Below are 25,858 nucleotides of genomic sequence, written 5' to 3' on the forward strand. Positions count from 1 at the left end.
GCGATGGGCAGAGGCTGGCTTGGGGTGGGGCTGACGCCGTGATGATGGTGCTTCGTCGGTTTTTGTGGCTAGCATTATTGGTTTGGCTGCCCTTCATCGCCGGATTGGCGCTGATATTGCCAACAGGCCAGATCGATTTTTGGATGTGGGTTTTGCCTTGTGCGGTCGCGGTGGTCGCGTCGGCCATGGTCGCGCCTTCCGATATGGTGGTGTCGCGCGTTCTTTGGACAGCGGCTGGCTGTTTTTTGACGGTAGGCTTTTACCTGCTCTCGTCGGGACTACCGACCGCCTCCGATATGGCCATTTTGGCCGCGATGATAGCGGTAAGCGCCATCGCGGCGATCGGCCTTTGGTGTCAACGACTACGGTTCGCTGGCCTTGCGATGCTGACCGGCATCATCGCAGCGCCTTGGCTGTTACATCAAGACGCACAGATAGAAGCGATCGTTGATCGGCAACCACTGGCCGTAGTCACGGCCCTCCCGCTATTCTGGAGCGAGGCGGCTACTTCCCCAGGCATGCAGAGTGAAGCGCCGATCATTACCGTTCTTCGGACGCGGTTTGACGTTCGGCCAATCGATGACGTGCACGCTGCCACGCTTACACCTTTCAACAGGCTGCTGCTGGCTCAGCCGCGCGCCTTGGCTCCGCAAGCGCTGGTAGCCATAGATATGTGGGTGCGGGCGGGAGGTCATATCGTCATTCTGGCTGATCCATTGCTGCGTTGGCCGTCGGATTTGCCGCTGGGTGATCGACGCCGAGCGCCCTTGACTAGCCTGCTTGACCCGCTGCTAACCCATTGGGGGCTGACCCTGGAGCCATCGACAGGTCCAGCCGCAGGTCAGGAGCGGCATCGGCTGGTTGCGGGGCGCTTGCTGGCTTTGGCAGGATCGTCGCGTTTCTCGGCGACAAATGGCCGCTGCGAAGAATGGCCTGCGGAATCTGCTATGCATTGCACGGTTGGGAAAGGGACGGCGTTGCTTATCGCTGACGCTGACTTGCTGGATGATATGCTCTGGCTCGCTGATCCAGCCGAGCCGCTGAACATGCGGCAATGGACGGCTGACAATCCTCAGTTGCTCGTCAAATGGTTGGGCGGAACGCTGCGAGGCAAGCGCTATTGGGTAGATCATGAATCCGACGCGCTGCGCTGGGCGCTGATCCTTGGGACAATCTGGGCGTTGCTGGGAACGCTGTTGCTGGGCCGAGCTGGACAGCGAGTTGAACAATGACGCGGACCGGAACAAAGCATGAAAATATGGTGGAAAAGGCGATGAAAATCAGTTAGACCCATTTTCTAACGGCTCAGCCCATATTCTCCCGACTTTTCCCTTTGCAGTCGGCCCCATGCTTGATAGGTAATCAGGCAATTGGGGTTAATCAGGTGTTGGCGATTCCTGCGTGCCGGATATCCATCCAGTGATTCCGGCGACGGGTGACCTGCGCCCCATATGAAAGGGGCGAATTTCCAGCGTGTCGGACGTCATTCTCTATTCGGGCAACGCATTCAGCGTCGCGGACGGCAAGGGCCGTTTCGTGCTGCCCCTGGAGATGCGCAAGCTGGTGCGTCAGGCCAGCGGCGATGAAAATCGCCTGTGCCTGTCCGTCCACATGGACAATGGCTGCGCCACCGGCTTTGGCCTGTCGCACAAGCGTTTCCTGTTCGATGAGGTCGCCGAACTGGAACGGCTGGCGCGCGAAGCGAACCGGCCCTTCAATGGCGATCTGGAACGCGAAAATCGCCTCGGCACGATCGAGGACGTCAATTTCGATGATGGCGGCCGCTTCTTCCTGCACCCCGATATCAAGGATGAAGCGGGCATCACCGACGTGGCTTTCTTCTATGGCGTGGGCCGCTATTTCCAGATCTGGAAGCCGGAAGCCCTGATCGAAAGCCCCGATCGTCCGGCGCTGATCCGCAACAAGGTGAAGCGCTGGCTCGACGCGCGCACAGCGGAGGGCGGCAAGTGAGCCTGTCCGACGCTGATACCGGCACTGGCACCGCCCCGCATATCCCCGTTCTCCTCGACGAAGTTCTCCGCGCTCTTGCCATTACCCCTGGCGAGATTCATGTGGATGGCACGTTCGGCGCGGGCGGCTATTCGCGGGCGATGGCGATGGCGGGGGCGAGCGTCTTTGCACTGGATCGTGACCCCGATGCGATCCGTGAAGGGCAGGCGGTGGCGCAGGCGCATGGCATCACGCTGATCGCGGGCGAATTTTCGCGCATGGCGGAGTTGCTGGCCGAGCGCGGTATCGAGAAAGTGTCGGGCATCACGCTCGACATCGGCGTATCCTCGATGCAGCTCGACCGGGCTGACCGGGGCTTTTCGTTCCAGTCCGATGGTCCCCTGCTCATGACCATGAGCCAGGACGGGATGAGCGCGGCGGATTTTCTGAACAATGCGACGGAAGAGGAGATCGCCAACGTCCTCTATCGCTATGGCGAGGAGCCGCGGTCGCGCCGGGTCGCCCATGCCATTGTCGATGCGCGCCCGCTGGAGCGGACCGGGCAACTGGCGCATGTCATCCGCCGCGCGCTGGGCCACAAGCCGCACGACAAGAAAGACCCCGCGACCCGCGCCTTTCAGGCGATCCGCATCCATGTGAATCGCGAACTGGAGGAACTGGAGCGCGCGCTGGAGGCGGCAGAGGCGCTGCTTGAGGAGGGCGGCCGGCTGGCCATCGTCAGCTTCCACAGTCTGGAAGATCGCATCGTCAAGCAATTCCTGCGCAATCGCAGCGGTGGCGAGGGTGGCTGGTCACGGCACATGCCTGAAAAGCGCGCCGCCGACGCGCCGACCTTTGCCAAGCCTGCCAAGGCGGTGCGCGCGGGTGAGGCGGAACTGGCGCGCAACCCCCGCGCCCGGTCCGCCACGCTGCGTAGCGCCGTCCGCACATCTGCCCCTGTTTCGTCCTCCGGGAGTCCCCGCTCATGATCGCTGTCAAAAGGTTGCAGAGCCTGATCTGGGTGTTGCTGGTCGCGCTGGGTGCGCTGGGGGCGTATCTGATATCCTTGAAGGTCGCGACCGAGCGCAACGAGCTGATGCAGGTGCGGATGCAGATTGCGCGGGCGAAGGGGGACATTCGCTATCTGGAGACGGAGTTCAGCGCGCGGGCGTCGATGCGGCAGCTGGAAAGCTGGAACCAGCATGACTTCATGTATGGCACGCCGACCGTCGGCCAATATCTGGCGGGTGAGCGGGCGCTGGCGCAGCTGGACGGGGTGCAGCCCAACGGGCCGGACTATGTCGCGCCGCCGGTGATGGTGGCGATGGTCGAGACCCCCGCCGACCTGCCGTCCGCCCCGCAGGCCGCACCCGCCAGCCCCGCGGCGACCCAGATCCGCAGCGACATTGCCGTGATTCGTGAGGCGCACGCCGCCGACAATGTCGAGAAGCTGGCCAAGCCCGCGCCGCGCACTCCGGCGGTGCAGGCGAAGGCGGACGCCGACGTGTCGAAGCCCAATCCGGTCGCGCGCAAGGCGGAGCGCATGGCGATGCTGGACGCCAAGCTGCTGGACGACAGCACGCTGGGCGAGTTGAGCGCCACGGCGGCGCGCGAGCGCAAGAAGGGAGCGCGCTGATATGGCCACGATCATCGTCCAGCCCGGCGGGGCGCGGGCGGGACGGCAACGGGTCAGCCTGACCGCCATCGCCCATAACCGGCTGATGTTGTTGCTGATCCTGTTCATGGCGGTGACCATGGTACTGATCGGCCGACTCCTGTGGGTCGGCGTTTTTGCGCATGGCAACACCGGGGACGATGTGCTGAGCGCCTTCCTGCCCGCGCGCGCCGATATTGTCGATCGCAACGGCGTGCCGCTGGCACGGACGATGGACGCCTATTCGGTGGCGGTACGCCCGTCCAAGCTGATCGGTGAACCGGCCGAACTGGCGCGCAAGCTGCACGAGATTTTTCCCGATGAGGCTGAAGCGGTTTTTTACAAGAAGCTGACCGGCAAGGGCTGGGCCTATCTGCGCCGCCGCGCCATGCCCGAACAGGTGGCGGCGGTGAATGCGCTGGGCGAAATCGGCATCGAATTTCCGCGCGAGAAGGAACGCCTCTATCCGCAGCGGACGCTGGCGGCGCATGTGCTGGGCTTTGCGCCCAATTCCGAAGGCGTGGGTGGCATGGGGGTCGAGGCGGCCTTTAACGACCGGCTGACCGACGCGCCGCTACGTGGCCAACCCTTCGCCGTCTCGATCGACAGCCGGGTGCAGGGTGCGCTGGAAAGCGAACTTTATGCGCAGATGGTCGCGCAACATGCCAAGGGTGCGGGCGGCATCATATTGGACGCCAACACGGGCGAAGTGATCGCCATGGCCTCCATCCCGGTGTTCGATCCCAACAAGCTGCAAAATTATGCGGGCAAGTCGTGCAGCCAGTCGCCTTTGTGCAATCAGATGGTGCAGGCGCGCTACGAACTGGGGTCGACCTTCAAGCCGATCTCGATCGGGGCAGCGATGGACCGGGGCGTCGTCACGTCTATGAGCAAGCGGTACGACGCGACGGCACCCATCTCGATCGGCGGATTCCGCATCAAGGACGACCATGCGCTGGGCCGCTGGATCAACGTGCCTGACACGCTGGTCCATAGCTCCAACATCGCGACCGCGCGCATCGCCGACGAAATGGGCGCCGTCCCGATGCAGCAGATGTTCCGCGACCTGAAGTTCGACCAGCGCGCGCCCATCGAGCTGAAGGAGCAGGCGGGTACGATCTGGCCCAGCACTTGGGGGCGGATCACCACCATGACCGTATCCTATGGCCATGGCATTGCCGTTACCCCGCTGCATCTGGCCAGCGCCTATGCCGCGCTGGTCAATGGTGGCATCTATCGTCCTGCGACCCTGCGCAAGCTGGAGCCGGGTGAAGCGCCGCAGGGACATCGTGTCTATTCCGCCGCGACCAGCGCGCGGATGCGCCAGCTGTTGCGATTGATCGTGGCGGCGGGTACAGGGCGTAGCGCCGACGCCAAGGGATTCCGGGTGGGTGGCAAAACGGGTTCCGCCGAGAAACCTGAAGATGGTCGCTATAATAAGAGTTCGCTGGTGACGACATTTGCTGCCGCTTTCCCGATGGATAATCCGCGCTATGTCGTGCTGACCATGATGGACGGCGCGACCAGCGCGATCGGCCTGCGCACCGCCGCCTGGACCGCAGCGCCGGTGGTCAAGCGGGTGATAGAGCGCACCGGGCCGATGCTGGGCGTAATGCCGGACGAGCGGCGCGACGTCGATATTTCGGACCTGACGCCATTGCTGTGGAAGCCCAAGGGAGAGAGCGAATGACCCGCCTTGGCGGTCTGATCGACGGGCTGGATGCGGCGGTGAGCGACGGGGCGGCGCTGGACGCCAATGTCACAGGCTTTGCCATCGACAATCGCAAGGTCGCGCCCGGCACGGTGTTCGGCGCGTTCCAGGGGCTGCGCGTCAATGGCGAGGATTATATTGCCGACGCGGTGAAGGCGGGTGCCATCGCGGTCGTTGCCCGGCCTGAAGCCAAGGTGGAAGGCGCGATCCATATCGCCCATGCCAATCCGCGCCGCTTGTTCGCACAACTGGCCGCGCGCTATTTTACGCCCTTTCCCGATGTGACCGTTGCGGTCACGGGGACCAATGGCAAGACCAGCACGGTCGAACTGACCCGGCAATTGTGGCGGATGATGGGCTATCATGCCGCGTCGATCGGCACGCTTGGCGTCACTACATCGGTCGATCAGGTGTCGACTGGCCTAACCACGCCGGACATCGTCACTTTCCTGTCGAATATGTCGGGCCTGCGCCGCGAAGGCATCACCCATGCCGCGTTCGAGGCGTCGAGCCACGGGCTGGCCCAATATCGCACCGAAGGGCTGCCGGTGCTGGCGGGCGGGTTCACGAACCTGTCGCGCGACCATCTCGATTACCATGGCGACATGGACAGTTATTTCGACGCCAAGATGCGGCTGTTCGATGAGGTCGTGGCACCGGACGGCGCGGCGGTGGTGTGGGCGGACGACGCCTGGTCTGACAAGGTGATCGCGCGGGTTACGAAGCGGGGGCTTCGTGTGCTGAGCGTCGGGGTGCAGGGGCAGGCACTGCGTCTTGTCAACCGCACCCCGACCCAGTTGGGCCAGACGCTGGAAATCGAGGCGGACGGCAAGACATATAAGGTCAATCTGCCGCTGATCGGGGCTTATCAGGCGGCCAATGCGCTGACGGCGGCGGGGCTGGTCATTGCGACCGGTGGCGACGTGGCCAAGGTGCTGGAACTGCTGGGCCGGGTCCAGCCGGTGCGGGGGCGGCTGGAACGGGCGGTCATCAGCAAGGCGGGCGCGCCGGTCTATGTCGATTATGCCCATACGCCCGACGGGTTGCGCGCCGCTATCGAGGCGTTGCGGCCCCATACGAAGGGCAAGCTGATCGCGCTGTTCGGCGCGGGCGGGGATCGCGATGCGGGCAAGCGACCACTGATGGGGCAGGTTGCGGCGGAATTGGCCGATCATGTCATCGTGACCGACGATAATCCGCGCTCGGAAGAACCCTCCACGATCCGTGCTGCGGTGATGGCCGGGGCGGCGGGCGCGCAGGAAATTGGCGGGCGGCGCGCGGCGATTGCGGCGGCCATTGCGCTGGCGGGGGCGGACGACATCGTGCTGCTGGCGGGCAAGGGGCATGAACAGGGCCAGATTATCGGCGACCGGGTACTGCCGTTTGACGACGTGACCGTGGCGCGGGAGTGCGCGGGTTGATGCAGTTCTCAACTCCAATGCCGTTCGCCCTGAGCGAAGTCGAAGGGTTCTGCCGACCGGTAGGGAGGCTACTTCGCTACGCTCAGTGGAGGGCTTCGACTTCCCCCGGATCAAGTCCGGGGCCGAACGGAGGGGGTGAGTGATGGCGGACCTGTGGACCTCCGCCGAGATCGCCGAGGCAACGGGCGGCGCCGCGTCGGCGCCGTTTGCCGTTTCGGGCGTGGCGTTTGACAGCCGCGAAGTGACCGGCGGCGACCTGTTCGTCGCGATGAAGGGCGAAGCGACCGACGGGCATAAATTCATCGGCAAGGCCTTTGCGCAGGGGGCGGCGGGCGCGATCGTCAGCGAAGCGGTGGATCATCCGCACATATTGGTGAAGGACAGCGCCGCCGCGCTGGAGGCTTTGGGCCGGGCATCGCGCGCGCGCATGGGCGGCAAGGTGATCGGCGTGACCGGATCGGTCGGCAAGACGGGCACGAAGGAAGCGCTGTTCCAGGCGCTCGACCGCGCCCATCCGGGGCAGGTTCATCGGTCGGTCAAAAGCTATAACAACCATGTCGGCGTACCGCTGAGCCTGGCGCGAATGCCGCGTGAGGCGGCGTTTGGCATATTCGAGATGGGGATGAACCATGCGGGTGAACTGGCCGCGCTGACCCGGCAGGTGCGGCCCCATGTCGCGATCGTCACCGCTATCGCGCCCGCCCATATCGAATATTTTGGCACCGAGGCGAAGATTGCCGAGGCCAAGGCGGAGATTTTCGAGGGGCTGGAGCCGGGCGGCACCGCGATCATCCCCTATGACAGCCCGCATGTGGCGTTGCTTTACAACAAGGCGGAACGCCACGCCGCCAACATATTGACCTTTGGCATGAGCGCCGATGCGGATGTTCATGCGCGCGAGGCTGTGCCAGCGCCCGGTGGCGGGACGCTGGTGACGGCGAAGCTGCCGGATGCGGAACTCTGCTTTACCGTTGCGGCGCCGGGCGATCATTGGGTGTCCAATGCGCTGGCGGTGCTGGCGGCGGTGTCGGCGGTTGGCGGTGATGTGGCTGCCGCCGGGCTGGCTCTCGCCGAAATGCCCGGCCTGCCGGGGCGGGGTGAGCGGCGTATCCTGCCTGTGACAGGTGGCGAGGCGCTGCTGATCGACGAAAGTTATAACGCCAATCCGCTGTCCATGGCCGCGACGCTCAAGCAATTGGGGCGCGAAACGGCGGATCGGCGGATCGCCGTGCTGGGCGGGATGCGCGAACTGGGCGCGCGCAGCGCTGAACTGCACGCCGATCTGGCCGGACCGCTGGAGGCGGGGCAGGTCGATTATGCCATCCTGGTCGGCGCGGAAATGGCCCCGCTGGCCGATGCGCTCGACGGCAGCATGGCCTATGTCCATGTCCCCGACACGGCGAGCGCCATCACCCTTTTGACCACTGACATGCGCGCGGGCGATGCTATCCTCGTCAAAGGCTCCAACGGCATCGGCTTGTCCCGGCTTGTCGCGGCGCTTGGCGAACGCGCCCGCGACGGAGAGACCAACTGATGCTCTACTGGCTGGCCCAGACCATGGATTTTGCGGGCGGGTTCAACCTGATCCGTTATCTGAGTTTCCGCGCTGGCGCGGCGATCTTTACCGCTTTGTTCATCGGCCTGCTGATCGGTCCCAAATTCATCGGCTGGCTGCGGGTGCGGCAGGGTAAGGGGCAACCGATCCGCAGCGACGGGCCGCAGACCCATCTGGCCAAGCGCGGCACGCCGACCATGGGTGGGCTGATGATCCTGACCTCCATGGTGGTGTCGGTGCTGCTGTGGATGGACCTGTCGTCCACCTATGTCTGGGCCTGCCTGTTCGTGACTTTGGGTTTCGGTGCGATCGGTTTTCTGGACGATTATGACAAGGTGACCAAGGCCAGCCACAAGGGGCTGTCGGGCAAGGCGCGGTTGTTGTTCGAATTTCTGATCGCGGGCTTTGCCGCCTGGTTGATCGTGTCGCAGCATGGCAATACTGCGCTCTATGTGCCTTTCTATAATGGCCCAGCGATTGAACTGGGGCCGTTTTACTTCCTGTTTGCGGCGTTCGTGATCGTGGCGTTTGGCAATGCGGTGAACCTGACTGACGGGCTTGACGGGCTGGCGACCATGCCGGTCATCATCGCCTGTCTGGCCTTCATGCTGATCGTCTATCTGGTCGGGCGCGCCGATTTTGCCGAATATCTGGGCATCCCGCATGTGCCGGGCGCGGGGAACCTGACCATATTGTGCGGGTCGATCATTGGTGCGGGGCTTGCCTTTCTGTGGTTCAACGCGCCGCCCGCCGCCGTGTTCATGGGCGATACCGGGAGCCTTGCGCTGGGCGGGACGATCGGCGTGATCGCGGTGACCGCCCATCATGAAATCGTGCTGGGCATTATCGGCGGCCTGTTCGTGGTGGAGGCGATGAGCGTCATCATCCAGGTGTTCTTCTACAAGCGCACCGGCAAGCGCGTGTTCAAGATGGCGCCGATCCACCATCATTTCGAGCAATTGGGCTGGGCCGAACCGACCGTGGTGATCCGTTTCTGGATCATCGCCTTCATCCTGGCGTTGGCCGGCCTTGCGACGTTGAAGCTGCGATGATCGTTTCGGACGCCTTTAAGGGCAAGACCTATGCAGTGCTGGGGCTGGCGCGCTCTGGCCTCGCCACCGTCGATTGCCTGTCGGCCAGCGGCGCGCGGGTCGTGGCGTGGGACGGGCGTGAGGAAGCGCGCGCGGCGGTCGCGGGCAAGGCGGAACTGGGCGATCCGATGGAGATCGACCTTAGCGGCTTTGACGGCATCGTCGTGTCGCCGGGCGTGCCGCTCAATCGCCATCCGATCACCATGCGCGCGAAACTGGCGGGCGTGCCGATCATCGGCGACATCGAACTGTTCGCGCTGGCCCGCCCGACGCTGCCGCCGCACAAGGTGGTCGGCATCACCGGCACCAACGGCAAGTCGACCACCACGGCGCTGATCCACCACATCATCGAGCAGGCAGGCTATCCCACGGTGATGGGCGGCAATATCGGCCTGCCCGTGCTGGGCCAGCCGCCGCTGGAACCGAACCTGCATGGCGTGGGCGTCTATGTGCTGGAACTGTCGAGTTACCAGATCGATCTGACGCATAGTCTGGACTGCGATGTCGCGGTGTTGCTGAACATCACGCCCGATCATCTCGATCGCTATGACGGGTTTGAGGGGTATGTTGCGAGCAAGGCGCGGCTGTTTGCGATGCAGTCGGCTGAGCATGTCGCGGTGATCGCGGCGGAGGATGAATCGAGCCGGGCTATCCTTCATTCTCTCCGTCATTCCCGCGAAAGCGGGAACCCATCTCCCGATATCACGGGCCAAGGCGATGGTGGGGAGATGGGGCCCCGCCTGCGCGGGGATGACGTGACAGAGGTTGGGTCAAGTGACATTGATCCTGTTGCGCAACTCGGCTGGCCTGCCTTGCAAGGCCCGCATAATGCGCAAAATGCTGCGGTGGCGATCGCTGTCGCGGAAGCGCTGGGCATCGACGAAGCCACTATCGCCAACACGCTCACGTCTTACGCCAGCCTCCCCCATCGGATGCAGGCCGTGGCAACCCGCAACGGCGTCCTCTACGTCAACGACAGCAAGGCGACCAACGCCGCCTCCACCGCGCCTGCGCTGGCCGCGTGGCCTGCGATCGACGGCAAGCCCCGCATCCACTGGATATTGGGCGGGGTCGCCAAGTCCGACAATCTGGACGAGTGCGTGCCGCATTTCGGCAATGTCGCCCATGCCTATACGATCGGTGAGGCGGGGCATATGTTCGCTGACCTGCTGCGCGGGTCTATGGCGGTGGACGATAGCGAGATGCTAAGTGCCGCCGTGCGCCGCGCCGCGCGGATCGCGCAGCCCGGTGACATCGTGCTGCTGTCGCCTGCCTGCGCCAGTTTCGACCAGTTTCGCGATTTCGAGGCGCGCGGCGATGCCTTCGTCGCTGCCGTCGCGGCGCTGGAATAGGGTAATGGCCGGGGCGCGGGACCAACAGGGAAGGGACGGGGCAAATGTCTAGGGCAGGCGAACTGGTGAAGGGGTTTCGCACCCGCACCGTGCCGCGCGAACGCACCGCGCTCGCCATCTGGTTCTGGGAGATTGACCGCGTCCTCCTGTCGCTGATCGTCGCGCTGATGGCGATCGGGCTGGTCGCGGTGGCCGCAGCGTCGCCGGTTGCGGCGATCGACCGGTCGACCGCGCAGATTGCCGTCAATCCGCTCAACTATTTCTACCGCCAGCTGGTCTGGGTCGGGCTGGGCCTGCCGATCATGCTGGTCATATCGATGCTGCCCCGACCGCAGGCGCGACGGCTGGCGACGTTCCTGTGCGTCTTTTTCTTCGTCATGCTGCTGTTCGTGCCGCTGCTGGGCAGCACGGTGAACGGGGCCAAACGCTGGATCGACCTGCCCGGTTTCCGCTTCCAGCCGTCGGAGTTTCTGAAACCCGTCTATGTCGTGACTTTGGCCTGGCTGTTGTCGCTGCGCGGCAAGGATGCCACGTTGCCGGTGATCCCGCTGACCGGCGCATTGACGCTGTTGATCGCCGCGGTCTTGATGCGCCAACCCGACTTCGGACAGACGGTCATTTTCCTCGCCTGCTGGGGCTGCCTGTTGCTGCTGTCGGGGGTGCCGATGCGCTGGATTGCGGCGCTGGGCGGCGTGGGGCTGGCGGGGCTGGTCGCGGTCTATATGTTCTATGAAAATGGCCGTCAGCGGATCAACGATTTTCTGGGGATCGGCGTCGACCAGAGCGCCGGGCCGGACCAGACCGACCTTGCCTTTCGCACCATCACCCATGGCGGCTTTACCGGCGTGGGTCCGGGCGGCGGTCAGCATAAATTCCGCCTGCCCGAAGCGCATACCGACTATATCTTCTCGGTCATCGGGGAAGAGTTCGGCTTGCTCGCCTGCATCGCCATCGCGCTTGTCTATCTCGCCGTCGTCGTGCGGGTGCTGCTGCGCCTGCTGGATGAGGAGGATAGTTTCACCATTTTGGCGGCGGCGGGGCTGACGACGCAGTTCGGATTGCAGGCGATCATCAATATGGGCGTCAATGCGCAGATATTTCCGTCCAAGGGGATGACGCTGCCCTTTATCAGCTATGGCGGCTCCTCTATGCTGGCGCTTTGCATCGGCGTCGGCCTGTTGCTCGCCTTCACGCGACGCAACCCCTTCATGGGTCGGCATACGGTCGTCAAATGGAGTGGTCGATGAGCATTTCCCGTCACTTCGTCCTCGCCGCCGGCGGGACGGGTGGTCATATGATTCCGGCTCATGCCGTGGCCGAAGAGCTGATGGCGCGCGGCCATCATGTTGCTTTGGTGACCGATGAGCGGGGGGCGAAGATCCCCGGCATTTTCGACGGTGTTATGGGTAATAGGGCGCAAGTCCATGTCCTGCCCGCCGGGCGCATGACCAAGAATCCGAAAAGCTGGCCGGGGGCGCTGAAGGCGATATTGGCGGGCCGGGCGATGGCGCGGCGGCTCAATGAGACGTTCCGCCCGACTGCGGTGGTCGGATTTGGCGGTTATCCGGCGATGCCCGCACTGCTGGCGGCGCTGGCCGATGGCGTGCCGACGGCGGTGCATGAGCAGAATGCGGTGCTGGGCCGGGTCAACCGGCTGCTGGCAGGGCGGGTCGATGCGATCGCCACCGCCTATCCGGGGGTCGAACGGCTGAAAGACAAATATGCCGCCAAGGTTCACCTGATCGGCAATCCGGTGCGGGAGGAAGTCAAGCAGTTGCGCGAGGAGGATTTCCCCGCGCTGACCGATGAGAGCGTGTTCCGGGTGCTGGTGATCGGCGGCAGTCAGGGTGCGTCGATCCTGTCGAGTGTGGTCCCCGAAGGCCTGTCGATGCTGCCGGTGGCACTGCGCCGCCGCTTGCAGGTGACGCAGCAATGCCGGGCCGAGGATATTGAGCGGGTGCGCAAAACCTATGCGGAGATGGAAATCCCCGCGGACCTCGCCACCTATTTCAACGATGTGCCGGAGAAATTGGGCTGGTCGCATCTGGTGATCGCGCGGGCGGGGGCGTCTACGCTGGCGGAACTGACCTGCGCCGGGCGGCCTGCCATATTGGTGCCATTGCCGAGCGCGATGGACGATCACCAGACCGCCAATGCGAAGGAAATGACCGAGGCGGGCGGCGCGCGCACGATAACGCAGGTGCGCTTTACCGCGGTGGAACTCGCCAAGCAGATGCAGAAGATGGCGATGGAACCGGGCGCGTTGCAGAACGCCGCCAAGCGCGCGCGCGGTTGCGGCCGTCCCAATGCGGCGCGGGATATGGCGGATTTGCTGGAAAGCATCGGCCATGCGCCGATCGTCAATGATCCGGTGCGGGTCGGGCCAACGCCGACGACGCTCAATCTGGCGGGGGTTCCGGCTTGAAGAACGCCAATCTTTCCCCGTTCGGGCTGAGCCTGTCGAAGCCTTCCGCTGAGCGAAGTGAAGCTGCTTCGCCTGCGGCTCAGCAGAGCCCTTCGACTTCGCTCAGGGCGAACGGAAATTCTTACAAGGAAATATACTCATGAAGGGTGTCGGCACGGACATCGGCACGATTCATTTCATCGGCATTGGCGGCATCGGCATGTCGGGCATTGCCGAGGTGATGCACAATCTGGGCTATGATGTGCAGGGCAGCGATGTCGCCGAAGGCTATGTGGTCGAGGGGCTGCGGGCCAAGGGCATTCGCGTGATGATCGGCCATAAGGCGGAAAATCTGGGCGATGCGGCGGTGGTGGTGACATCGACTGCGATCAAGCGCGGCAACCCGGAGGTTGAGCTGGCGCTGGAAACGCGCGTGCCGGTGATCCGTCGGGCTGAGATGCTGGCCGAGCTGATGCGTTTGAAATCCACCGTCGCGGTGGCGGGAACGCATGGCAAGACGACGACGACGTCGATGGTCGCCGCGCTGCTCGACGCGGGCGGGGTCGATCCGACGGTCATCAATGGCGGCATCATCAACAGCTATGGTTCCAACGCGCGGCTGGGCAATAGCGACTGGATGGTGGTGGAGGCCGATGAAAGCGACGGCAGCTTCCTGCGCCTGGACGGCACAATCGCGGTCGTCACCAATATCGATCCTGAACATCTCGACCATTATGGCAGTTTCGACCGGGTGAAAGATGCGTTCGTCGAATTTGTCGGCAATGTCCCTTTTTACGGCGCGGCCCTGCTGTGCCTCGACCATCCCGAAGTGCAGGCGATTTTGCCGCGCGTGCAGGACCGGCGGATCGTGACCTACGGTTTTTCGGCGCAGGCGGATATTCGCGGCGACAATGTGGTCAGCTTCCCCGGCGGCAACCGCTTCGACGTGCAGATACGCGAGCGGGACGGATCGACCCGCAGGATAGAGGGCATCGAAATGCCGATGCCTGGCCGCCACAATGTGTTGAACGCCATGGCGGCGATCGGCGTGGCGCTGCACATGGGGATTGACGATGCGACGATCCAGACCGGCTTTGCCAAATTTGGCGGCGTGAAGCGGCGCTTTACCAAGGTTGGCGAGATTGCGGTCGGTGCTGGTTCCGCCACGGTCATCGACGATTATGGCCACCATCCGGTGGAGATCAAAGCGGTTCTGGCTGCGGCGCGTGAGGGCGCGCAGGGGCGGGTGATCGCCGTGGTCCAGCCGCACCGCTTCACCCGGCTGCGCGACCTGATGGATGATTTCCAGCAAGCGTTTAATGACGCCGACATCGTCTATGCCGCGCCTGTCTATACCGCTGGCGAACAGCCGATCGAGGGCGTGGATAGCGCGACTCTGGTTGCGGGATTGAAGCGGCGCGGGCATCGCCATGCCTCCATCATTGCTGATGCCGATGCGCTGGCGACGGCGTTGGCGACCGACATTCAGGCGGACGACATGGTCATCTGCCTGGGTGCGGGCGACATCACCAAATGGGCGGCGGGGCTGGCGGCTGCCGTTTCCACCAAGGTCAAGGAATCGGTCTGATGTTCGAGCTGTTCGCCGTAGGGCTGGAAATGCAGAAGCGCATGATCGACGTCCAGATGCAGGGCGTGGAGGTCGCGCGCGACATGGTGCAGGCGGCGCAGCAGAACGCCAAGGCCGGGATGGCCGCCAATCAGACGGGCGAGGCGGGGCTGAAGGCGATGAAAAGCTGGATGAATTTGTGGGGCGTGCGCGGTTGAGCGACAGGATTGCCCTTCCGCCTGTGCGCGGCAGTGTGAAGGCGGATGCGCCGTTGGCCCCGCTCGTCTGGTTCAAGGCGGGCGGCGCGGCGCAATGGCTGTTCGAGCCGAAGGATGCGGACGATCTGTCGGATTTTCTGGCGATGCTCGACCCGGACGTGCCGGTGATGGCGCTGGGGCTGGGGTCCAATCTGATCGTGCGGGATGGCGGTGTGCCGGGCGTGGTGGTGCGGCTGGGCAAGCCGTTCGCGAAGGTTGAGGCCCAAGACGAGGTGACGCTGACCTGCGGCGGCGGGGCGTCGGGGATATTGGTGTCATCGACCGCGCGCGACAATGGCATAGCGGGTCTTGAGTTTTTGCGCTCCATACCCGGCACGGTCGGCGGTTTTGTGCGGATGAATGGCGGCGCCTACGGGCGCGAGACGCGCGACATTTTGGTCGAGTGCGAGGTGGTGCTGCGGTCGGGCGAGCAGGTGACGTTGCTCAACCGCGACCTCCATTATACCTACCGCCATTCCAACCTGACCGACGGGGCGATCGTCGTCAGTGCGACGTTCCGGGGCTTGCCCGGCGAACCCGCTACAATCCAGGCGGAAATGGACCGCATCGCCGCCGCGCGCGAGGAAAGCCAGCCGCTGCGCAGCAAAACCGGCGGATCGACCTTCAAGAACCCGGATGGCCATAAGGCGTGGCAGCTGGTGGATGAGGCGGGCTGTCGCGGGCTGCAACTGGGCGGCGCGCAGGTGAGCGAGAAGCACACCAATTTCCTGCTCAACACCGGCGAGGCGACCAGCAGCGATATCGAAGCGCTGGGCGAGGAAGTGCGGCGGCGGGTCAAGGACAAGAGCGGCGTGGAACTGGAATGGGAAATTCAGCGGGTCGGCATGTTTGCCGACGACGCCAATACGGGAATTGTGGGGTTGGTGAAGTGAGTGTGGTTGGCTTGATGCTCCCCTGCAAGGGGAGGGGGACCGCTGGCGCAGCCAGTGGTGGAGGGGTGTCGCCCTATCGTGAGGAGGACGCCCCTCCGTCAGGCTTCGCCTGCCACCTCCCCTTAAAGGGGAGGATTTGGTTGTGACCCGTGGTCCCTGGCATGTCGCTGTCCTGATGGGCGGCTGGTCGGCGGAGCGGCCTGTGTCCCTGATGAGCGGCGAAGGTGTGGCCAAGGCGCTGGAATCGCGCGGGCATCGGGTTACGCGGATCGATATGGACCGTGATGTTGCGGCGCGGCTGGCGGAGACGAAGGCCGATGTCGTGTTCAATGCGCTGCATGGCGTTCCGGGCGAGGATGGCACGGTCCAGGGGATGATGGACCTGATGGGGCTGACCTACACCCATTCGGGTCTGGCTACTTCCGTCATCGCGATCGACAAGCAGCTGACCAAGCAGGCGTTGGTGCCGCACGGCATTCCCATGCCGGGCGGGCATATCGTGCAGAGCGAGAGCCTGTTTGCGGGCGATCCGCTGCCGCGCCCCTATGTGTTGAAGCCCGTCAATGAGGGCAGCTCGGTCGGCGTGGCGATCGTCACGGCGGAGGGCAATTATGGCAACCCGATCGCCCGCGACAGCGTGGGGCCGTGGCAGGATTTCCCCGAATTGCTGGCCGAACCCTATATTCGCGGGCGTGAGCTGACCACTGCGGTGCTGGGCGACGAGGCTTTGCTGGTCACCGAGTTGCGGCCCAAGAGCGGCTTTTACGATTTCGACGCCAAATATACTGACGGCATGACCGAACACGTCTGCCCCGCCGAGATTCCCGACGAGATTACGCAGGCGTGCAAGGCGCTGGCGCTGCGGTCGCATCAGTTGCTGGGGTGCAAGGGTGCGTCGCGGTCCGATTTTCGCTGGGACGATGAACAGGGTGTCGAGGGGCTGTTCCTGCTGGAGGTCAATACCCAACCGGGCATGACCCCTTTGAGCCTGGTTCCCGAACAGGCGGCAAAGCTGGGCATTGACTATGCCGAGTTGGTAGAGACTATTGTCGAGGAGGCGCTGCACCGCGCCAGGGGTGAGAAACATGGCTGAGGCACGGATCCGGCGCGGCGGCACTGCGCGGCTGAGCAGCGCGAAGGGTAGGGCGACGAAGGGCGGTCGCGGGCGCACGCTCAAGCGCCAGTCGACGCTCGACCGGCTGATCGAGGCGCTGCCGGTCAGCGAAGCGACGCTGCAACGGCTGGCCAGCTGGACGATCGTGGGGATTTTCGGGGCGATCCTGATCGGCTTTGCGATCTTTTTCGGCCTGCCCGCCATGGCGCAGCAACAAGCCGCCCTGATCGCCGCGCGCGCGGGCTTCGAGGTCGACAAGGTCGAGGTGCGCGGCGTCGAGCGGATGGACGAACTGCCGGTCTATAATATTGCGCTGGGGCAGGTGGATCGCTCGATGCTCTCGCTCGACCTGCCCAAGGTCCGCGCGGATATGCTGAAGCTGGGCTGGGTCAAGGATGCGCGCATTTCCCGTCGCCTGCCCGACACGCTGGTGGTCGACATCGTCGAGCGTGATCCGGTCGCGGTGTGGCAGCATGGCGGGCAGTTGCACCTGATCGATGTGGCGGGCGTGGTGCTGCAACCGGTATCGGCCAGCGCCATGCCGGACCTGCCGCTGGTCGTTGGTCCCAATGCCAATCGCCAGACCGCGGGCCTTAACCGGCTGATGGAAAATGCCCCGGCGTTAAAGCCGATGCTGGCGGGGGCCACCTGGGTCGGCAATCGCCGCTGGGATTTGCGTTTCCAGTCGGGCGAGACCCTGTCTTTGCCCGAAGGGGACAAGATTTCTGCCGCCGCTCTGGTCAATTTCGCGCGGATGGACGGGGTCAATCGGCTGCTGGGCCGGGGCATCGTGAAGTTCGACATGCGCGATCCTGATCGCTTCGTCCTGCGCCTGCCGCAGGGCAGGGTCGAGGAGAAGCCGGTGGATGCGGCCGACACGGCGGCCAGCACCGCCGCGCTGGGCGAGGAAGGCTAAGCCCCATGGCGCAGCCCAAGGTCGAAAAGCTGATCACCGCGATCGACATCGGATCGTGGAAGGTCTCTGCGTTGATCGCTGGGCGGACCGACACGGGAGAGCTGGCGATTTTGGGCACCGGCCAGCGCGAAAGCCGGGGCGTGCGGCGCGGCTTCATTGCCGACATGGAACGCACTGAACTGGCGGTGCGCGAAACGATCGAGCAGGCCGAGCGGGTTGCTGGCACCAATATCGAAGATGTCTGGGTCAGCTTTTCGGGCGGCAGCCTGGTCAGCGATGTCGTGACGGTCGAGCGCGACATGGGCGGATACCGCATTGAGCAGGCCGATATTGACGATTTGCTGACGACCGGCCAGCAGGGCATCGACCCCGATGGCCGGGTCGTGCTGCACGCGCAGCCCACCTGTTTCACCATCAATGGCAAGGTGCCGGTCAAGAAACCCGCCGGGATGCACGCGGACCTGCTGGGCGTGGATATTCATGTCGTGCTGGCTGATGGTGCGCCGCTCGCCAATCTCGACCTGTGCGTGCGGGGCGCTTATCTGAACGTCAACTCCATCGTCGCTTCGCCGATCGCGACGGGCCTCGCCTGCCTGTCAGAGGAAGAGCGCGATCTGGGCGTGGCGCTGGTCGAGCTGGGGGCGGGGGTGACCAATGTGTCGCTTTATGCCGGCGGGATGCTTGTGGGGCTGCACTCGATCCCGATCGGCGCGTCGGACATTACTGACGATATTGCGTCGGCCTTTGGCATTCGCCGCAGTCAGGCGGAGCGGATCAAATGTTTCTATGGCTCCGCGATGCAGAACCGCCGCGATTTCCGCGAGATGATCGAGATTGCGACGCCCCATGGCGATATCGCGGTGCCGGGGCAGAGTGCCGGTCCGAACGCCGAAGGGGGCAAGATCACCCGCGCCGCGCTGGTCGGGGTCATTTGCGAACGGCTCAACCAGTTGATGTCGGAAGTGAATGCGGCGCTGGCGGGCATGGGCTTTAATTCGCCAACCGGACGCCAGGTGGTGCTGACCGGCGGTGGCGCTGAAATGAAGGGCATTGCCGATTATGCGCAGGGTGCCTTGGGCCGTGCGGTGCGGATCGGGCGGCCACGGGGCTTGTCCGCCATGCCCGAAGCGCATAGCGGCCCGGCCTTTGCGACTTTGGCGGGACTGGCGCTTTACGGCGCTTCCAACCCGGTTGATCTCCGCACGATGGCGCCCGCGCCGCAAACCGTGCATCGTCTGGGAGCCCCCTTGTGGTGGCAACGGATGATGCGGGCGATAAAGACCAACTATTGAACGAAATTACAGTAAGACGAAAATAGCTGGTGAAATACTCCAGTTTCTGGTGTTAACATTTGGTGTTGGTTGTCGCTTCCTGACGAGGAAGCTGAGGGAGCAGAATATATGAGCATTGAGATCAGCCCTCCGCATGTGGATGAACTGAAGCCGCGCATCGCGGTGATCGGCGTCGGCGGCGCGGGCGGCAATGCCATCGCAAATATGATCGCAGCCCATGTCGAGGGCGTGGACTTCATCGTGGCGAACACGGATGCGCAGGCGCTGAATGCCTCGCCCGCCGAGCGCCGCATCCAGCTTGGCCCGCAAATTACCGAGGGTCTGGGCGCCGGGTCGCGCCCAGAAATCGGCAAGGCGGCGGCGGAAGAAACCATTGCCATGGTCGAAGCGGCGCTGGAAGGCGCGCATATGTGCTTCATCGCCGCTGGTATGGGCGGCGGCACCGGCACCGGTGCGGCGCCTGTCATCGCCAAGGCGGCGCGGGAACGCGGCATCCTGACCGTTGGCGTGGTGACCAAGCCCTTCACGTTCGAGGGCAATCGCCGCATGAAGTCGGCAGAGAGCGGCATTGACGAACTGCAAAAGCATGTCGACACGCTGATCGTCATTCCAAACCAGAATCTGTTTCTGATCGCCAACCCGAACACGACCTTCAAGGAAGCGTTCCAGATGGCGGACGAAGTGCTGCAGCAGGGCGTGCGCGGCATCACCGACCTGATGGTCATGCCCGGCCTCATCAACCTCGACTTTGCCGACGTCCGCTCGGTCATGGGCGAAATGGGCAAGGCGATGATGGGCACCGGCGAAGCCGAAGGCGACGGTCGTGCGCTTCAGGCCGCGGAAAAGGCGATCGCCAACCCGCTGCTCGACGGCGTGTCGATGCGCGGCGCGAAGGGCGTCATCGTCTCGATCGTGGGTGGCGAGGATATGCGCCTGATGGAAGTGGACGAAGCGGCCAACCATATCCGCGAACTGGTGGACCCGGATGCGAACATCATCTGGGGCAGCGCGTTCAACGACAATCTGAATGGCAAGATCCGCGTGTCGGTGGTTGCCACCGGGATCGACAATGATGTCGGCAATCATGCCGCGCCGCTGACCCAGCCGTTCAGCTTCGCCAGCCGCCCCGCCGTGTCGGTACCGCAGTCGGCAGCGCCCAAGGCCGCTGCGCCAGCGCCACTGGCGGCGCCAGTGCCCGCGCCGGAACCCGAAACGCTGGAACTGGACGTGCCGGAAGCGCCTGCACCCGCTCCTGTGGAGGCCGCAGCACCCGCGCCCTTTGCCCCGCCGCGTCCGGCAGCCGTCTTTTCGGACGACGATCCAGCCGAGGACGAGCTGGTCTTGGGCGCAGAAAGCGCTGCCCCGGCAGCGCCTGCCGAACCCGCGCCGCGCGTCGCATCGGGTGGCACCTTGTTCGAGCGGATGGCGGGCCTGACTCGTGGCACGGAAAAGGCACCGGGGGCTGACGAGCCTGCACCCGGCCTGGACATTCCGCGCTTCCTCAATCGCCAGAATAACCAGTAAGCGATCTGCTTGCAGGGGCATCTGTCCCGCCAAAAGCGCGCCGTCGGTCCCACAAGGCAACCGGGCGCGCTTTTTCGTGGAGGGTCATTTCCCATTCAGCACGGCATCGGCTAAGGCACGGATGTGAAACGCTCTCTTCCCTGGATCATTGCCGCGCTCATGCTTTCGGGCGGGGCGCAGGCGCAGGTTGATCAGTCGCAGCTGGTGCGTCCGCCGGATGCGGCGGACCTCAACACCTATCTTGCCCGCCTGTCCACTAATCCGCGCGACGTTGCGGCGCTGATCGGGGCGGGGGAGGCGGCGCTGGCGCTGGACGACCCACGCGCCGCAACCGGTTTCTTTGCCCGCGCCGATGCGATTGCCAGCGGCAATGGCCGGATCAAGGCGGGGCTGGGGCGGGTGATGCTGAAGCTGCAAAATCCCGGCGAAGCGCTGCGCCTGTTCGATCAGGCGGCTCGACTGGGCTATCCCGACGCGACCATGCTGGCCGATCGCGGGCTGGCGCGCGACATGACCGGGGATCAAGCCGGGGCGCAGCGTGATTATCAGGCGGGGCTGCAACGCACGCCCAATGATCTGGAGCTGCTTCGCCGCTATGCCGCGTCATTGGGCATAGCGGGCCAGGTCGAGGCGTCGGACAAGGTGATGCAGCCGCTTTTTTACAAGAGCGATCGTGCGGCCTGGCGGTCCCGCGCGTTCATATTGGCGATGAACAATCGACAGGCTGAAGCGCAGAAGATTGCCGAGCAGACCATGCCCGCGCAACTTGCCGCTGCCATCATGCCCTATATGCGCAAAATGCCCTATCTGACCCCGGCGCAGAAAGCCGCGGCGATCCATTTTGGCCATTTTCCGACGCAGATCGGCACGACCATCGCCGCGATCGTGCCAACTCCGCCGGCACCCGGCTACAGCCAGCCGGTTGTCGCCAAGACGCCGCCGGTTGCAGTGGCGGCGGCACCGACCAGCCCGGCGCAGGATCGCCGCGCGCGCCGTGCCGAACAGCAGCGCCAGCGCCGCGAAGCGACCCGGCTGGCACAGGCCGACACGGTGCGTCCGGCGGTGGTTAAACCGGCAGCGGCACCCACGCCTACGCCCACACCGACCCCCGCACCGCAACCTGTGCAGCCGCCACCGGCGCAGGTGCAGATGGTCCAGCCAACGCCCGCCGCCCCGGCACCGGCCCAGTCCGCTCCGCCGCAACAGCTTGTCGCTGCTTCCCCGCAAGTGCAGGGGCCGCCTGCGCCGGGCTTTGAATCGGTCGATACGTCCCGGCCGGCTGCCCCTGCCGCGAGCCAAGCTGCGCCCGCAACACAGCTCAATGCCATCACGCTGGCGCAGGCATCGGTCCCGCCGTCCACGACCCCCAGCGCGCCGCCGTCGTCGCCGGTCGTACAACCAACGCCAACGCCCACCGCGCCGCCCCCTCAGCCCGATCCGCAGGCGACCCGCACCCTCGCCGACATCATCCGCGCTATCGACGTGCCGGAAGCCGAGCGTCAGTCGACTGTCGCGGCGGTCGATCTAGCCGAGATCGAGAAGATCCAGGCCGCGCGCCGGGCCGAGCGTCTGGCCGCTGCCGACAAGGTGAAGAAGGCCGCCGCTGCCAAGGCCAAGGCGGAGGCTGACGCCAAGGCGAAGAAGGAAGCCGAGGAAAAGAAGCGCCTGGCCGACAATCCGGCGCGCAACTGGCTCCAGATCGCGACTGGCGCGAGCAAGAGCGCGCTGGGCTTCACCCTCAAGGTGATGCGCAAGAAATATGACGCGCTGGCCCCGCAAAGCGCCTGGGTCGCCAGCTGGGGCCGGACCAACCGGCTGGTCGTCGGTCCCTTCGCCAGCTTCACCCGCGCCAAAACACTCGAAACGAAGCTCAAAGGGCAGGGGGCGGACGTTTTTGCCTGGCAAAGCGATGCGGGAGAGGTGGTCGAAAGGCTGGGCGGCGAGTAGAGGGGCGTCCTATGACGATCCTTGCTTCCTATGCCTGCCATCCCGCCGCCAGCCGTGGCCGCCTGCATCCCGAAGAGGGGGGGGAGGTGCGCGGCCCGCGCGATATGTTCCAGCGCGACCGCGATCGCATCATCCATTCGATCGCGTTCCGCCGCCTGCGCCACAAGACGCAGGTGTTCATCTCGCCCGACGGCGATCATTTTCGCGTCCGGCTGACCCATAGTCTGGAAGTCGCGCAGATCGGCCGCACCACCGCGCGGACGCTGGGGCTGAACGAGGATCTGACCGAGGCGCTGTGCCTGGCGCATGACATCGGCCATCCGCCCTTCGGCCATGCCGGCGAAGATGCGCTGGAGGCGGCGATGGAGGCGCATGGCGGCTTCGATCACAACGCCCATACGCTGCGCACGCTGATGCTGCTCGAAAGTCCCTATCCGCGCTTTCGGGGACTGAACCTCAGCTGGGAGATGCTGGAGGGGCTGGCCAAGCATAATGGGCCGATCACCCGTCCCGGCTGGGCAATGCGCGAACTGGACGCGCTGTTGCCGCTCGACCTGGCCAGCCATGCCTCGCTGGAGGCGCAGCTGGCGGCGATTTCGGACGATATCGCCTATGACAATCACGACATTGACGATGGTTTGCGCGCTGGGCTGCTGACGCTGGAGCAGCTACTGGAGGTGCCGTTCGTCGCCCGATGCTGGGACCGGGTACGCAGCCGCTATCGCGATGTCGCGCAGGACCGGCTGCTGCGCGAACTGGTGCGCGAACAGATTGGCGTGATGGCCAATGACCTGATCGCCGCGACCCGCGCCAATATCGCGGAGTCGGGGGTGCAGACGGTGGAGGATGTCCGCGCGCTGGGCCGCACGCTGGTCGCCTTCTCGCCGGAATTGGCGGCGCAGGAGCGCGACCTCAAGCGCTTCATGTATGCCAGCCTCTATCATCATCCCGAACAATTGGCCGCCGCCGACCGGGCGCGGGTGATCGTCACCGACCTGTTCGCCGCCTATCAGGCCGACCCCGCGCTGATGCCGGACGAATGGCGCGATGAATGCGTCAGGCAAGAACCCGACCGCAGCCGCCACATCGCCGACTTCATCGCTGGGATGACGGATCGATACGCCGAGAAGCGCCATGCGGAGATATTTGGGGCGTTAGCCGATTGACGCGCCGGTGCGTTTGACGCAATGCAACGCATGTCTCCGACGCTGAGGATTCGGTGCCGGGCACGATGCGGGAGAGCATGGGCGGTCTTTCAGGCCAGGCCCGTCGCCGAAGGAGCAACCGCCCCGGAATCTCTCAGGCCAAAGGACCGCATCGCGCGCAGACACTCTGGAAAGCGGACAGGGAAACCTGTCCCACCGAAGGGGTAAGCCGTTTCCTGTGTCAGGACGGTCAAAGCTCTCAGGTTCCCGTGACAGAGGGGGTGACGAACAGGGCGGTCCCTTGCGGGCCGGGTTGATCGTCGCTGCGCCCTCTCACGGAAAGGCCGTCCTATGACCGCCAATGACAACATCGCCACGCTGGAAGACGCCCTGCCGCTGGAGGCCTTGCCGCTTGATGCCTGGCATCGGGCGCGCGGCGCGCGGATGGTCGGTTTTGCCGGTTATCATATGCCGATCCACTATGACGGCATCATGGCCGAACATGGCTGGACCCGCGAACATGCGGGCCTGTTCGACGTCAGTCATATGGGGCAGTTGACCTTCTCCGGTGAGGGCGTGGACGAGGCGCTGGAACTGCTGCTGCCCAGCGACATCAAGGGGTTGAAGCCCGGTCGCCAACGCTATTCGATGCTGCTGGATCAGGATGGCGGCATCCTTGACGACCTGATGGTGTCCCGTCCCGCAGACGGCGCGTTCGATGATGCGGCGATCTACATGGTCGTCAATGGCGCGACCAAATATGACGATATCGGCTGGATGATCGAGCATTTGCCCGACGCCGTCACGATGAACCATATGGCCGACCAGGCGCTGCTGGCGTTACAGGGGCCGGAAGCGGGCGAGGCGATGGCCGCGCTGGTGCCAGGGACGGCGGACCTCATCTTCATGCAGTGCGGCGCGTTCGACTGGAACGGGGTGCCGCTGTGGATCAGCCGGTCGGGCTATACGGGCGAGGACGGGTTCGAGATCAGCCTGCCCGCTGATGCGGCGGTCGCTTTTGCTGACGCCTTGTGCGCGCTGCCGCAGGTCAAGCCGATCGGCCTTGGCGCGCGCGATTCGCTGCGGCTGGAGGCGGGATTGCCGCTCTATGGCCATGACCTGACGCCCGCGGTCAGCACGATTGGCGCAGATCTGGGCTTTGCCATCCAGAAACGCCGCCGCGAGGAGGGCGGCTTTATCGGCCATGGCCGGGTGATGAAGGAATTGGCGGACGGTCCGGGCGCCAAGCGCGTCGGTCTGACGATCGAGGGTCGCCTGCCCGCGCGCGAGGGTGCGCAGATTTATGTCGGCGATGTGCAGGTGGGGGACGTCACGTCGGGCGGTTTTGCGCCGTCCGTGGGCGCACCGATTGCGATGGGCTGGGTTAGCCTGCCCCATAGCGCCATCGGCACCGCGCTGGAGATTGAGGTGCGCGGCAAGCGTATCGTCGCTGTGGTTGCGCCCATGCCGTTCGTGCCGCACCGTTACCGCCGCAAGGCCTGATTCTCACGCAAATCATGACCATATTTGTGATCATGATTTTCAAGCAAATCATTTCGAGGGGAGTATATCCATGAGCCGTTATTTCACCGACGAACATGAATGGATCGACGTCGAGGGCGAGATCGCCACGGTCGGCATCACCGATTATGCGCAGGAGCAGCTGGGCGACATCGTGTTCGTCGAACTGCCTGCCGAAGGCACGACGTTCGACAAGGGCGACGATGCCGCCGTGGTCGAATCGGTCAAGGCTGCGTCGGACGTTTATGCGCCGATTTCAGGCGAAGTCGTCGAAGCCAATGGCGCGCTGGAGGACGAACCGGCGCTGGTCAACAGCGATGCCGAGGAAGATGGCTGGTTCTTCAAGCTGCGCATCACCGACCCGTCCGAGCTGGAAGGGCTGATGACTGAAGCAGCCTACAAGAAGTTCGTGGCTTCGCTTTAACGCGCAAAAATAAGCCCCTCCCTTTCAAGGGAGGGGGAAGGGGTGGGTCGCGACCGCAGGGAGCGTCCGCCCGCCCGGCACGGAGCAACGTCGCTCCGCTCGCACCCACCCCCGGCCCCT

General features: G+C 64.5%; 22 protein-coding genes and 1 riboswitch. All 22 genes read left to right on the forward strand.

Annotated features, from left to right (window positions below; genetic code table 11):
- Positions 1–41: 41 nt before the first annotated feature.
- Complete coding sequence (locus ACODSR_RS04335) at positions 42–1,232, forward strand: Gldg family protein (RefSeq protein WP_489074177.1); 1,191 nt, start codon at positions 42–44, stop codon at positions 1,230–1,232.
- Between the two features lie 241 nt (positions 1,233–1,473).
- Positions 1,474–1,971 (forward strand): division/cell wall cluster transcriptional repressor MraZ, encoded by a 498-nt coding sequence (locus ACODSR_RS04340; RefSeq protein WP_489074017.1) that lies wholly within the window; start codon positions 1,474–1,476, stop codon positions 1,969–1,971.
- The gene (gene rsmH, locus ACODSR_RS04345; protein ID WP_489074019.1) at positions 1,968–2,939 is read left to right on the forward strand and encodes a 16S rRNA (cytosine(1402)-N(4))-methyltransferase RsmH; all 972 of its coding nucleotides are present in this window, start codon (positions 1,968–1,970) and stop codon (positions 2,937–2,939) included. The genes ACODSR_RS04340 and rsmH overlap by 4 nt, the downstream gene beginning before the upstream one ends.
- Positions 2,936–3,586, forward strand: coding sequence for a colicin transporter (locus tag ACODSR_RS04350; protein ID WP_489074021.1), 651 nt, complete (start codon positions 2,936–2,938; stop codon positions 3,584–3,586). The genes rsmH and ACODSR_RS04350 overlap by 4 nt, the downstream gene beginning before the upstream one ends.
- Before the next feature lies 1 nt (position 3,587).
- Positions 3,588–5,294 (forward strand): peptidoglycan D,D-transpeptidase FtsI family protein, encoded by a 1,707-nt coding sequence (locus tag ACODSR_RS04355; protein ID WP_489074023.1) that lies wholly within the window; start codon positions 3,588–3,590, stop codon positions 5,292–5,294.
- The gene (locus tag ACODSR_RS04360; protein WP_489074025.1) at positions 5,291–6,736 is read left to right on the forward strand and encodes a UDP-N-acetylmuramoyl-L-alanyl-D-glutamate--2,6-diaminopimelate ligase; all 1,446 of its coding nucleotides are present in this window, start codon (positions 5,291–5,293) and stop codon (positions 6,734–6,736) included. The genes ACODSR_RS04355 and ACODSR_RS04360 overlap by 4 nt, the downstream gene beginning before the upstream one ends.
- 142 nt (positions 6,737–6,878) lie before the next feature.
- A complete protein-coding gene (locus tag ACODSR_RS04365; protein WP_489074027.1) occupies positions 6,879–8,270 on the forward strand; it encodes a UDP-N-acetylmuramoyl-tripeptide--D-alanyl-D-alanine ligase in 1,392 nt (463 codons plus the stop codon).
- Positions 8,270–9,343 (forward strand): phospho-N-acetylmuramoyl-pentapeptide-transferase, encoded by a 1,074-nt coding sequence (mraY, locus tag ACODSR_RS04370; RefSeq protein WP_489074029.1) that lies wholly within the window; start codon positions 8,270–8,272, stop codon positions 9,341–9,343. Before ACODSR_RS04365 ends, mraY begins: the two co-directional genes overlap by 1 nt.
- Positions 9,340–10,734 carry a UDP-N-acetylmuramoyl-L-alanine--D-glutamate ligase gene (murD, locus tag ACODSR_RS04375; protein WP_489074031.1) on the forward strand — a complete coding sequence of 465 codons (1,395 nt, stop codon included), beginning with the start codon at positions 9,340–9,342 and terminating at the stop codon, positions 10,732–10,734. The genes mraY and murD overlap by 4 nt, the downstream gene beginning before the upstream one ends.
- Positions 10,735–10,778: 44 nt before the next feature.
- Complete coding sequence (gene ftsW, locus ACODSR_RS04380) at positions 10,779–11,981, forward strand: putative lipid II flippase FtsW (protein ID WP_489074033.1); 1,203 nt, start codon at positions 10,779–10,781, stop codon at positions 11,979–11,981.
- Positions 11,978–13,159 carry an undecaprenyldiphospho-muramoylpentapeptide beta-N-acetylglucosaminyltransferase gene (gene murG / locus ACODSR_RS04385; protein WP_489074035.1) on the forward strand — a complete coding sequence of 394 codons (1,182 nt, stop codon included), beginning with the start codon at positions 11,978–11,980 and terminating at the stop codon, positions 13,157–13,159. Before ftsW ends, murG begins: the two co-directional genes overlap by 4 nt.
- 139 nt (positions 13,160–13,298) lie before the next feature.
- Positions 13,299–14,726, forward strand: a complete 1,428-nt coding sequence (murC, locus tag ACODSR_RS04390; protein WP_489074037.1) for a UDP-N-acetylmuramate--L-alanine ligase — start codon at positions 13,299–13,301, stop codon at positions 14,724–14,726.
- Positions 14,726–14,923 carry a hypothetical protein gene (locus ACODSR_RS04395; RefSeq protein WP_489074039.1) on the forward strand — a complete coding sequence of 66 codons (198 nt, stop codon included), beginning with the start codon at positions 14,726–14,728 and terminating at the stop codon, positions 14,921–14,923. The genes murC and ACODSR_RS04395 overlap by 1 nt, the downstream gene beginning before the upstream one ends.
- The gene (gene murB, locus ACODSR_RS04400) at positions 14,905–15,855 is read left to right on the forward strand and encodes a UDP-N-acetylmuramate dehydrogenase (protein WP_489074041.1); all 951 of its coding nucleotides are present in this window, start codon (positions 14,905–14,907) and stop codon (positions 15,853–15,855) included. The genes ACODSR_RS04395 and murB overlap by 19 nt, the downstream gene beginning before the upstream one ends.
- A 142-nt stretch (positions 15,856–15,997) precedes the next feature.
- Positions 15,998–16,948, forward strand: coding sequence for a D-alanine--D-alanine ligase (locus ACODSR_RS04405; protein WP_489074043.1), 951 nt, complete (start codon positions 15,998–16,000; stop codon positions 16,946–16,948).
- A complete protein-coding gene (locus ACODSR_RS04410; RefSeq protein ID WP_489074045.1) occupies positions 16,941–17,885 on the forward strand; it encodes a cell division protein FtsQ/DivIB in 945 nt (314 codons plus the stop codon). Before ACODSR_RS04405 ends, ACODSR_RS04410 begins: the two co-directional genes overlap by 8 nt.
- Positions 17,886–17,890: 5 nt before the next feature.
- Entirely contained in the window at positions 17,891–19,177 is a 1,287-nt protein-coding gene (gene ftsA, locus ACODSR_RS04415; protein WP_489074047.1) for a cell division protein FtsA, read from the forward strand.
- A 108-nt stretch (positions 19,178–19,285) separates the two neighbouring features.
- Complete coding sequence (gene ftsZ / locus ACODSR_RS04420) at positions 19,286–20,701, forward strand: cell division protein FtsZ (RefSeq protein WP_489074049.1); 1,416 nt, start codon at positions 19,286–19,288, stop codon at positions 20,699–20,701.
- 159 nt (positions 20,702–20,860) lie between these two features.
- Positions 20,861–22,648: a tetratricopeptide repeat protein gene (locus ACODSR_RS04425; RefSeq protein ID WP_489074179.1), complete on the forward strand. Its 1,788-nt coding sequence runs from the start codon at positions 20,861–20,863 to the stop codon at positions 22,646–22,648.
- Positions 22,649–22,659: 11 nt separating this feature from the next.
- On the forward strand, positions 22,660–23,814 hold the full coding sequence (locus ACODSR_RS04430; protein WP_489074051.1) for a deoxyguanosinetriphosphate triphosphohydrolase: 1,155 nt from the start codon (positions 22,660–22,662) through the stop codon (positions 23,812–23,814).
- A gap of 58 nt (positions 23,815–23,872) precedes the next feature.
- Positions 23,873–23,973: riboswitch (glycine riboswitch) on the forward strand.
- Between the two features lie 171 nt (positions 23,974–24,144).
- Positions 24,145–25,296, forward strand: a complete 1,152-nt coding sequence (gcvT, locus tag ACODSR_RS04435) for a glycine cleavage system aminomethyltransferase GcvT (RefSeq protein ID WP_489074053.1) — start codon at positions 24,145–24,147, stop codon at positions 25,294–25,296.
- 70 nt (positions 25,297–25,366) lie between these two features.
- Positions 25,367–25,738, forward strand: a complete 372-nt coding sequence (gcvH, locus tag ACODSR_RS04440) for a glycine cleavage system protein GcvH (RefSeq protein WP_489074055.1) — start codon at positions 25,367–25,369, stop codon at positions 25,736–25,738.
- Positions 25,739–25,858 lie beyond the last annotated feature (120 nt).

It is taken from the genome of Sphingobium sp. FG125 (genome assembly GCF_057809795.1).

Coding starts and splice junctions, on each gene's coding strand:
- ACODSR_RS04360 (WP_489074025.1), top strand. CDS start 5,291: ATGACCCGCCTTGGCGGTCTGATCGACGGGCTGGATGCGGCGGTGAGC.
- ftsZ (WP_489074049.1), top strand. CDS start 19,286: ATGAGCATTGAGATCAGCCCTCCGCATGTGGATGAACTGAAGCCGCGC.
- ACODSR_RS04425 (WP_489074179.1), top strand. CDS start 20,861: ATGCTTTCGGGCGGGGCGCAGGCGCAGGTTGATCAGTCGCAGCTGGTG.
- murG (WP_489074035.1), top strand. CDS start 11,978: ATGAGCATTTCCCGTCACTTCGTCCTCGCCGCCGGCGGGACGGGTGGT.
- murC (WP_489074037.1), top strand. CDS start 13,299: ATGAAGGGTGTCGGCACGGACATCGGCACGATTCATTTCATCGGCATT.
- gcvT (WP_489074053.1), top strand. CDS start 24,145: ATGACCGCCAATGACAACATCGCCACGCTGGAAGACGCCCTGCCGCTG.
- mraY (WP_489074029.1), top strand. CDS start 8,270: ATGCTCTACTGGCTGGCCCAGACCATGGATTTTGCGGGCGGGTTCAAC.
- ACODSR_RS04335 (WP_489074177.1), top strand. CDS start 42: ATGATGGTGCTTCGTCGGTTTTTGTGGCTAGCATTATTGGTTTGGCTG.
- ftsA (WP_489074047.1), top strand. CDS start 17,891: ATGGCGCAGCCCAAGGTCGAAAAGCTGATCACCGCGATCGACATCGGA.
- ACODSR_RS04410 (WP_489074045.1), top strand. CDS start 16,941: ATGGCTGAGGCACGGATCCGGCGCGGCGGCACTGCGCGGCTGAGCAGC.
- ftsW (WP_489074033.1), top strand. CDS start 10,779: ATGTCTAGGGCAGGCGAACTGGTGAAGGGGTTTCGCACCCGCACCGTG.
- gcvH (WP_489074055.1), top strand. CDS start 25,367: ATGAGCCGTTATTTCACCGACGAACATGAATGGATCGACGTCGAGGGC.
- ACODSR_RS04350 (WP_489074021.1), top strand. CDS start 2,936: ATGATCGCTGTCAAAAGGTTGCAGAGCCTGATCTGGGTGTTGCTGGTC.
- murD (WP_489074031.1), top strand. CDS start 9,340: ATGATCGTTTCGGACGCCTTTAAGGGCAAGACCTATGCAGTGCTGGGG.
- ACODSR_RS04355 (WP_489074023.1), top strand. CDS start 3,588: ATGGCCACGATCATCGTCCAGCCCGGCGGGGCGCGGGCGGGACGGCAA.
- ACODSR_RS04395 (WP_489074039.1), top strand. CDS start 14,726: ATGTTCGAGCTGTTCGCCGTAGGGCTGGAAATGCAGAAGCGCATGATC.
- ACODSR_RS04365 (WP_489074027.1), top strand. CDS start 6,879: ATGGCGGACCTGTGGACCTCCGCCGAGATCGCCGAGGCAACGGGCGGC.
- ACODSR_RS04430 (WP_489074051.1), top strand. CDS start 22,660: ATGACGATCCTTGCTTCCTATGCCTGCCATCCCGCCGCCAGCCGTGGC.